The 8,998-nt window shown below is 63.1% G+C and carries 8 protein-coding genes; 3 read left to right on the forward strand and 5 right to left on the reverse strand.

What is annotated here, in order from left to right:
- A partial coding sequence (locus ENZ75_RS11605) for a hypothetical protein (protein ID WP_245481147.1) occupies nucleotides 1–410 on the forward strand: 410 nt, incomplete at its 5' end.
- A gap of 114 nt (nucleotides 411–524) precedes the next feature.
- Here ENZ75_RS11605 and ENZ75_RS11610 read toward each other — a convergent pair.
- Nucleotides 525–2,612 (reverse strand): ATP-binding protein, encoded by a 2,088-nt coding sequence (locus ENZ75_RS11610; RefSeq protein WP_027163147.1) that lies wholly within the window; start codon nucleotides 2,610–2,612, stop codon nucleotides 525–527.
- A gap of 67 nt (nucleotides 2,613–2,679) precedes the next feature.
- Entirely contained in the window at nucleotides 2,680–3,453 is a 774-nt protein-coding gene (locus tag ENZ75_RS11615) for a response regulator transcription factor (protein WP_181172685.1), read from the reverse strand.
- A 46-nt stretch (nucleotides 3,454–3,499) separates the two neighbouring features.
- On the opposite strand from ENZ75_RS11615, the gene ENZ75_RS11620 reads away from it, so the two are divergent.
- Nucleotides 3,500–4,201 (forward strand): response regulator transcription factor, encoded by a 702-nt coding sequence (locus tag ENZ75_RS11620; RefSeq protein WP_063169136.1) that lies wholly within the window; start codon nucleotides 3,500–3,502, stop codon nucleotides 4,199–4,201.
- Nucleotides 4,202–4,273: 72 nt separating this feature from the next.
- Here ENZ75_RS11620 and ENZ75_RS11625 read toward each other — a convergent pair whose 3' ends face one another.
- Together ENZ75_RS11625 and ENZ75_RS11630 are read right to left on the reverse strand one after the other, a co-directional pair.
- Complete coding sequence (locus tag ENZ75_RS11625; RefSeq protein WP_013529303.1) at nucleotides 4,274–4,441, reverse strand: hypothetical protein; 168 nt, start codon at nucleotides 4,439–4,441, stop codon at nucleotides 4,274–4,276.
- Between the two features lie 37 nt (nucleotides 4,442–4,478).
- Nucleotides 4,479–4,811, reverse strand: coding sequence for a hypothetical protein (locus tag ENZ75_RS11630; protein WP_063169135.1), 333 nt, complete (start codon nucleotides 4,809–4,811; stop codon nucleotides 4,479–4,481).
- 353 nt (nucleotides 4,812–5,164) lie between these two features.
- Between ENZ75_RS11630 and ENZ75_RS11635 the strand changes: the two genes are divergently transcribed.
- On the forward strand, nucleotides 5,165–5,620 hold the full coding sequence (locus ENZ75_RS11635) for a L,D-transpeptidase (RefSeq protein WP_013529305.1): 456 nt from the start codon (nucleotides 5,165–5,167) through the stop codon (nucleotides 5,618–5,620).
- Nucleotides 5,621–5,818: 198 nt separating this feature from the next.
- On the opposite strand, the gene ENZ75_RS11640 is transcribed toward ENZ75_RS11635, so the two are convergent.
- Nucleotides 5,819–8,902 (reverse strand): efflux RND transporter permease subunit, encoded by a 3,084-nt coding sequence (locus ENZ75_RS11640; protein WP_063169134.1) that lies wholly within the window; start codon nucleotides 8,900–8,902, stop codon nucleotides 5,819–5,821.
- Nucleotides 8,903–8,998: the final 96 nt, after the last annotated feature.

Here is an 8,998-nt window from a genome sequence, read left to right on the forward strand (position 1 = left end):
TGCATGCAAAAATCCAGACGATCCGCGGCGAGAGCCGCCTTCAGGCTCCAGAGCGCAATGACCGCCGTCCGAAACTGGCGCTGCGCCAGCGGGCCAGCGACCACCCCATGGCGATGTTCATGGTGCTGGCTGCTTGCGCCTTCGTCGGCATGGCGTTCACGCCGACAATCGGGCCGGCCTTCGCTTCGTTGAATCCGCCGGCCAATCTCATCGACGGCGCGCAGACGACGACCAGGACCGCGCGTCTGCCGGTGCCGTTGACCGACTTCGCCTGCAAGGGCCAGGCCTGGGGTGCCGAGAGCATGGATTGCCTGCGCGCCATCGCCGAACAGTCCGGAACACACAAAAGCCGGGCGATCCGCATGATCGCCAATGCCGCGCCGTTGACCGGCACGCCGAATATTTTCTGATTTCCGTCGAAGCATGGTCCCGAAAACCGTTCCCGTTTTGTGGATCATGCTCTGACCTCCCCGAGCGCCCTCCAGTGCGCTCCTTTTGGCTCCCGCCCCCGGGAGCCTCTTTTTTTATCCTTTCAAGGCCGCCTGTTCGGCGATGGCGGAGAGCACGCTGCGCACATCCAGCGTGCTGAACGGCTTTTCCAGAATCTGCGGTCGCTGGTGCGCCGGCAAGGCTTCGATTTCGGCTTTGGCACCGATCAGGTCTCCGGTGACCAGCACGAAACGCCGCGCCAAATCGGGCTTTTCGGCGAGCAGCTCACGATAGATCGATATGCCGCTGACGCCGGGCATGCGCAGGTCCGAAAAAACGATGTCCGGCGGCATGTGGCCGCTCAAGGTGGCGGCGGCCGATTCCCAGACCGGCACGATCCGCGACTTGATGCCCATCAGTTCGAGGATGTCGGAGAGTGACCCGGCGACATCCGGCTCGTCGTCGATGATCAAGGCATGGCGCAGGCCGCTCGATCGCGGCTGGTTGTCGCCGGCGGTGGCGAGGCCGGCCACGATGGCCGGCAGCTGGACGACGAAACGCGCGCCTCTCGGGAGCACTTCCTCGAACCAGACATTGCCATTGTGCCGCTCGATGATCGATTTCGAGATCGACAGGCCGATGCCGGTGCCGACGCCGACCGGCTTGGTGGTGAAATAGGATTCGAAGATGCGGCCGCGGATCGCTTCCGGCACGCCGGGCCCATTGTCCTCGACCGAGAAGCAGGGATGATCCCGGTCGCTGCGGAACGTCCGCACCTTGATCAGCCGGTCGCCGGCAATGCCAGCCAAAGCGTGCTGGCTGTTGATGAGGAAATTGGCCGCCACCTGCGTCACATGGTCGGCGTCGGCCATGGCCAGCAGCGGGCCTGCGGCGAAATCGGTGTCGATGATGATGCCGCTTGAGCGCGCGCCATAGGCGGTCACTTCAAGTGCCGCCCGGATCACCTGGTTGAGGTCGGTCTCGGCTTGTGCCGCGGGATGGAGGCGGACCATCGACAGGAAGCTCTTGACGATGCGGCCGCAGCGCTCGGCGGCCGCGCGGACCTTTTCGGCGCGCACCTTGGTTTGCGGATCGGAGGCGAATTCGTGCAGCAGCGTCGATTGCGCCACAACCACGGCCAGCGGGTTGTTGAGCTCGTGCGACACACCGGCCAGCAACGAACCCATCGCCGCCATCTTCTCGTTCTGGTGCAGCTTCTCGCGTTGCCGGCCGATTTCCTCCTCGGCGCGCAATTTGTCGCGCAGGTCGCGGATGGAGCCGAAGATCAGGCGGCGGTCGGCAACCCGCATCTCGGTGGCCGTCAGCTCGATCGGGAACACTTCGCCGGCGGCATTCTGGGTCACCGTCTCGAGCCGCTGGCCGACCATCGGCGCGCCGCGGCCGGACATGTATTCGGCTCCTGAGGCATAGCCCTTGCGGTAGTAGATCGGCACGATCGTATCGAGCAGGTCCTTGCCGAGGATGTCGCTGCGCTGGAAGCCGAACATCTTCTCGGCGGCCGGATTGAATTCGATGATCGAGCCGGTCTCGTCGATGACGACAATGGCGTCGAGCGAGGCCTGCAGCATGGTGCGGCGAATGACCTCGCTGGCGTGGGCGTCGGAGGGCGAGCGCTCTATGGCGTCGCCGATGGCCAGCGCGATGATGTGCAGCGTCGCCTCTTCCTCGTCGGTCCATGCACGCTCGTTGATGCAGTCATTGACCGCCAGCGTGCCCCAGAGATGGCCGTGCGCGAAGACCGAGACCGAGAGGAACGATTTGATGTTCTGCTTCTCGAAATCGGTCCTCAGGAAGCCTTCGAGGTCGCGCGTATGACCGGCGAAGATCTTGCCTTGCCTCTCGTCCTCGGCAAGCCGCTCCAGCAGCGGGTCGGAATTGACGATCGATTGCATGATGACGGTCGGTGATGCCAGTTCGCCGCCGAAAAGAGGGTCGATCCAGTAGGCGGCGACGGATTGGGCGAAGCCCTGGCCAGGCAGTTCGCGCAAGCGAAACAGGATGCCGCGCTGGCAATCCATGGCCCGGCAGAGCGTTTCCAGTATGCCGTCCATCTCGCGCTGCCAGTCGCCGGCCTCGCGCAGCCGGCGAACGACGCGCACGGCCGCCATCGCCGCGCCCTGCCTGAACCCTTGCATATCGGTGCTTGCTGCTTCAGCGATCATCTTGTGCTGTCATTCCGGAGTCGCGCCAATTCGGCCGGCGAGCAACTACATCCTTCTGGCCCGGTGCTCAGTTGCCGTCGCCGGCCGGCAGCGAGAAGATATAGCCCTCGCCGCGCACCGTGCGCAGGAATTTCGGATTGGCGGGATCGGCCTCGATCTTTTTGCGCAGCCGCATGATGCGAATGTCGACCGCGCGTGACGATTCCGGATCTTCGGTGAAACCGATCGCCTCGGAGATAGCGGCGCGGCTCAGCAGCCGGTTGGCGCGGGTGAGGAAAATCTCCAGCACGTCGAACTCGCTCTTGGCCATGTCGATCACCACGCCATTGGCGCCGGTGACCAGCCTGCCGTCGAGATCGGCCTGGAAGGGGCCGAAGGCAACGGAACGGCGATCCGCCCCGGCCCTCTTGTCCTGCAGCTCTTTGGGCTGGGGAACCCGGCGCAACACGCTGCGCACCCTGGCCAGCACCTCGCGCAATTCGTAAGGCTTGACGATGTAGTCGTCGGCACCGAGTTCCAGCCCGACAATGCGGTCGAGCGCGGTGCCGGCCGCGGTCGCATAGATGATGCCGATCGGCAGTTTCGAACGCAGCCAGCGGCCAAGCGAGAGGCCGTCCTCGCCGGGCATGGCGATGTCGAGAATGGCAAGATGAAACGACTGCGTTTCAACGAGGCTGCGCGCGGCGGCCGCACTTTCAGCGGTGGCCACGTCATATCCGGCGGCGCCAAGGTATTCGGCGACAGCGTCCCTCAGGTCGGGCTCATCCTCGACGATGACAATTCTTGCCCGCACGATGCTTTCGCTCCCACTTTCAGTGGAAAGTAGATTGGGTATAAACATCATGTCCAGCACTCATATCGGGGTTGCCAGGGAACGGTTGGAAAACATGGCCGCACGATCCGTCATTGCGCTCGTTTCGGTAGCCGAAGTGGTCGCGACCGAACTCGCCGACCATCTTGAACGGCGCGGCCATGACGTGCATCAGGCACGCCAGCCCTGGGAGGCCGAATCGCTGCTGTCGGGAAAGGGCATCGACGTCGTCGTCGTCGGCGACAGCCTCAGCCAGGCGGAGGGGCGGGACCTGCTCAGACGTTATGGCGGCCAAGGAGGAGGCGGTGAGGGCGGACCGGATTTCATCCTGATCTGCCGCCCGGCCGATCTTGTCGACAAGGTGCTGGCGCTGGAGCTTGGTGCGGCCGACGTCATCGAGAGCCCGCTCAATGTCCGTGAACTGGCCGCCCGTGTCGGCGGCCTGCTTTCGCGCCGCGGCAGGGGCACCCAGGAACTGATCGTGCTGGAGAACGCGACCGTCGATCTGAGATCGGCGATGGTCATGCATCGCTCCGGCACGGAGGAACAGCTTTCGCCCGGTCAGGTGGCGCTGCTCAGGCTGTTCCTGGCCAGTCCGCGCAAGGTTTTGACGCGCGACGACATCATCGCCGCGGCGCCGGCCGAAAACGCCGATGCCTTCGATCGCTCGATCGATTCGCGCATCGTGCGGCTGCGCCGCAAACTCGACACCGAAACCATCACCACCATACGCGGCGCCGGCTACCGGTTCGATCCGCCGCGGCAATTCGCGGACTGATTGCCGGGCACTGACGCAGTCTCTGGTTTCGGGCATCGGATTTTCCATCTCCGGCCCCGACGCTCTTGGCGCTCAGCGTACCAGCAGAAGCGATGGACCCACCGGCATGTCACTGCCCATGGTCAGCTCGCCAGCGTGGGCGCGGTCCCTGAGCAGCACGGTGGCAAGGCCGGCAAAGCCGAGCAGGCCCTGGGCGTAAAGCAGTGCGGAAAGCACCGAAGCGGCAAATTTCGTTTTCATCGTACCAATTCCCCAAAATGGTTTGTTGCGGGTCGCTTCAGGATACCCCCGAAGCGCCCGCGCCGCCCACGGAACCCCCCGTCTCGGCGCGGGCCTTCGGTCCTCTCGGCAGCAAGTTGCCGGAGGCGCCGCGCAAACCCGTCAGCCTAAGGCCGACCCGCCAGAGGGCCTTTAGCCGGGCGATGCGCAGGCTGGAAACAATCCAGACCGTGGCGAAAAACAGTGCGGCGTGCAGGGTCGAAATCTCGCCTGAAGTCATCGCGCCGAGGCTTGTCAGCGGGGTGCCGGCAACCATGCCGACGCCGCCGATGACCGCTGCCGCGATGCTGATCCTGAAAAGCCAGGACAGCGCGTTCGATTTCGTTCCCATGTTCGTTACCGGCTGTTTTCGTTGCGTCAACTTTGCTTGCGGCCCGTATCCGGATCATGCCGCTTGAAACCTCGCTTTGTTGCAGTTCGGTTTCGAGATCTACGGCGGTCCTTTCGAATACTGCTAATTCGCACTTTCGTTTAGCGACGGATACCCATGTTCCTGACCTTGGTCTTGCTATGGTCTCGCTGGCGGGCCACCGACGGCTCTAATGGGGTTGGCGTTTGTTAACCAGTGGAAACAGATTCGAAACACAAATGAGCATTTTGCGAAATCTCTCCGAAACATGACGTTGGGATAAGCAGCCATCGAATTGGAGCCGGCTGGACCGGCAGAGAGAGGGGATTTTCTTCATGCATACCGCCATTTCCGCCAAGCTCATCAACATCGCCGCCGCCGCGCTGACCGGTGCCGCACTGCTGTTCGGCTCGGGCGCCGCGCATGCCGCCAACAAGATCGTGGCGCGCGTTTCGCTTTCGCAGCAGATCATGGAAGTCTCCGTCGACGGCCGGCCGACCTTCGCCTGGAAAGTCTCCACCGGCGACCGGGCCCATGTGACGCCGACCGGCTCGTTCAAGCCGACCCGCATGCATGAAATGTGGTATTCGAAGAAATACGACAACGCCCCGATGCCGCACTCGGTCTTCTTCAGCGGCGGCTATGCGGTGCACGCGACCTATGCGATCAAGCGCCTCGGCCAGCCGGCTTCGCATGGCTGCGTGCGGCTGCACCCCGACAACGCCGCCGATTTCTACCAGCTCGTCGAAACCTTCGGGGCGACCAACACCAGCATCGTCATCGTCAAGTAGCAGGCTGGAAACGGTGGCGTGGCAGCATGCTGCCGCGCCTCAAAGCTCCCTCCGGAAACGCTGCGGTATTGCGTACAGTTCAAACCGGCGGTATCGAGCCCAGCCAAAAAGAAAAGAGGCCGGGAATTTCCCGGCCTCTTTTCTTTTGTTTCCATCGATTTGCCCCGCGCATTTCTGGGCGGGACTCCCTAGACCGTCCTAGCTCGGCAGTGCCGGCATCAGCTTGGGGTCCGGCTTCTCCGCCAGATGAGGCAGGTCCTTGCTGGCGATAAAGGTGTAGAACATGGGCACGACGAAGAGCGTGAATATGGTGCCGACCAGGATGCCGGTGAAGATGACCAGGCCCATCGAATAGCGGGCCGCGGCACCAGCGCCGCTGGACGTGATCAGCGGCACAACGCCGAGCGCCATCGCCGCCGTCGTCATCAGGATCGGCCGCAGGCGCACCTTGGCCGAGGCGATGATGGCATCGCGCCGCCGCATGCCATGCTTTTCACGCTGCTGGTTGGCGAACTCGACCAGCAGGATGCCGTGCTTGGTTATCAGACCGATCAGTGTGATCAGGCCGACCTGCGTGTAGATGTTGAGCGTGCCGAGGCCCAGATTGAGCGGCACGATCGCGCCGAAGATCGACAACGGCACCGCCATCATGATGATCAGCGGGTCACGGAAGCTTTCAAACTGCGCCGCCAGCACCAGATAGATGACGACAACTGCGGCCGCGAAAGCGATCAGGATGGTGTTGCCCTGTTCCTTTTCCTGTCGCGATTGACCGGAATAATCGATGAAGAACGTGTCGGGCAGGCTCTCCTTGGCGATGTCCTCCAGCGCCTTCAGCCCGTCGCCGGTGGTGACGCCGGGCAGCGGAAGCGCCGAAATCGTCGACGAATTCAGCTGGTTGAACTGCTCGATTGCCGCCGGCGCCGCATTGGTCGAAATCTTGACCACCGCCGATAGCGGCACCATCTCGCCGGTCACGCTGCGCACGAAGTATTCGCCGAGCTTGTCGGGGTCGTCGCGGAACTCCTGCGGCACCTGCGGGATGATGTCGTAGCTGTTGGAATCGCGGTCGAACTGCGCCACTTCGGCGCCGCCGACCAGCAAGGTCAGCGTGCGGCCGATATCGGCGATCGGCAGGTTCAGCGCGGCGGCGCGGTCGCGGTCGATGGTCACCGTCACCTCCGGTGCGTCATAGGCCATCGAATTCTGCACGACGATGAAGCGGCCGGAGGCCTGCGCCTTGTTCTTGATCTGCTCGGCCACCTCGTACACTTCCGAGGAAGCGCCGGTCGATCGCACCACCATGGAAATGGGCAGGCCGCCGCCGGAGCCCGGCAGCGTCGGCGGTGCGAAGACGAAGGCCTCGACACCGGCCACTTTGGCGATACGGGCCGTAATGTCAGCCTGCAGTTCCTTCGAATTGCGCTTGCGTTCCGCCCAGTCCTTGAAGGCATAGCCGACGAAGGCGCTGTTTGTCGTGCCGCCGAAGGCGACGGCCGAGAACTGCGCCCGTGTTTCGGGAATATCCTTCACCAGGCCGAGGATCTGGTTGACGTATGTCTCGGTATAATCGGACGTCGCATAACGCGGCGCCGTCACAATCGAGAGCAGAAAGCCCTGGTCCTCTTCCGGCGCAAGTTCGCTCGAGGTCTTGGTGAACATGAAGCCGGTGACGCCGACAAGCGCAAGCACGATGATCAACGTCAACGGGCGATAGTTCAGCGATCCGGTGACGGCGCGTTCATAGACATGCTCGACGCGCGCGAAGGTGCCGTCGACAATGCGCTGGAAACGGCCCGGCGTGCCGGACTTCAAGAGGCGTGCCGACATCATCGGGGTGATGGTGATGGCGATGACACCCGACAGCACCACCGAGCCGGCGAGCGTGACCGCGAATTCACGGAACAGCGCGCCGGTCAGGCCGCCGGTAAATGCCAGCGGTGCGAACACGGCGGCCAGCGTCATGGTCATGGCAACGATGGCTGATGCGATTTCGCGCATACCGCTGAACGCAGCCTGCATCGGCGACATGTGATCTTCTTCCATGTGACGATGGATGTTCTCCACCACCACGATGGCGTCGTCGACGACCAGGCCGATCGCCAGCACCATGGCCAGCAGCGACAGAAGGTTGATCGAGTAGCCAACCGCGAACAAAAGGAAGCAGACGCCGATCAGCGACAACGGGATGGTGATGATCGGCATCATCACCGACCGGAAGGAGCCAAGGAACAGAAGGATGACGACGACGACGATGGCAACCGCCTCGCCGATGGTCTTGAACACCTCTTCAATCGAGGCGCTGATCTGCCCGGTCGCGTCGTAGACGACCTCGATCGTCATGCCTTTCGGCAGTGTCTCCTGAATCTGCGGCACCAGCTTGGTGAGCGCAGCCGCCGTGGTCAGCGGATTGGCCGCCGGCGTCGGGAAGATGGCGAGGAAGGTGCCTGGCTTGCCGTTGAACGAGACCCTGGTATCGGTGTTCTCGGCGGCGAGTTCGACGCGAGCCACGTCGCGCAACCGCACCACATTGCCGTCGGTCGAGCGCAGCGGCAGCTCGGCGAATGCCTCCGGCGTCTGCAATGTCGAGCGCACGGTGATCGAGGAAACGACATACTCGTTCTGGGTGTTGCCGGGCGCCGACAGGAAGTTGGAATTGTTGATCGCCGTCAGCAGTTCGGAGGCGGTCACGCCGCGCGCTGCAAGTTTGACCGGATCGATCCAGACGCGCATCGAGTATTCCTGGGCGCCGAAGATCTGCACGTCGGCGACGCCTTCGACCGTCGACATGCGCGGTCTGATGACGCGCTCGATATACTCCGTCAGCTGCTCCTTCGTCATGTTCGGATTCTGCATCGAGATGTACATCATCGCGAACTGCTGGCCGGTGCCCTTGACGATGACAGGGTCCTTCGACGCGTCCGGCAAAGTGCCGCGCACGCCCTGGACCTTGGACAGAACTTCGGTCAGCGCGACGTCGGGGTTCGAGCCGAGCTTCATCTGCACCGTCACGGTGCTGGAGGACGGGCGGCTGGACGAGGTGACGTAGTCGATGTTTTCGGTCGAGGCGACGGCGCGGGCGATCGGGGCGGAAATGAAGCCCTGGATCAGATCGGCGCTGGCGCCTGGATAGGCCGTGGTGATCGTGATGGCCGTTTCATCGACCTTCGGATACTGCCGGATCGACAGATTGAAGATGCCCTGGAAACCCAGGAGCAGGATCATGCAAGCAAGGACCGTCGAAAGAACAGGCCGGCGAATGAAGAGATCTGAAAAGCTCATTGCTGGTCGGCCTGCTTGTTCGCCGATTTGGTCGGGTCGATGGTGTTGTCCACAACGACGGACATGCCGTTGAAGAGGCGGTTTTGACCGGCGGGG

The sequence above is a fragment of the Mesorhizobium sp. M7A.F.Ca.CA.002.04.1.1 genome (assembly GCF_004022805.1).
Lineage (GTDB): Bacteria > Pseudomonadota > Alphaproteobacteria > Rhizobiales > Rhizobiaceae > Mesorhizobium > Mesorhizobium ciceri.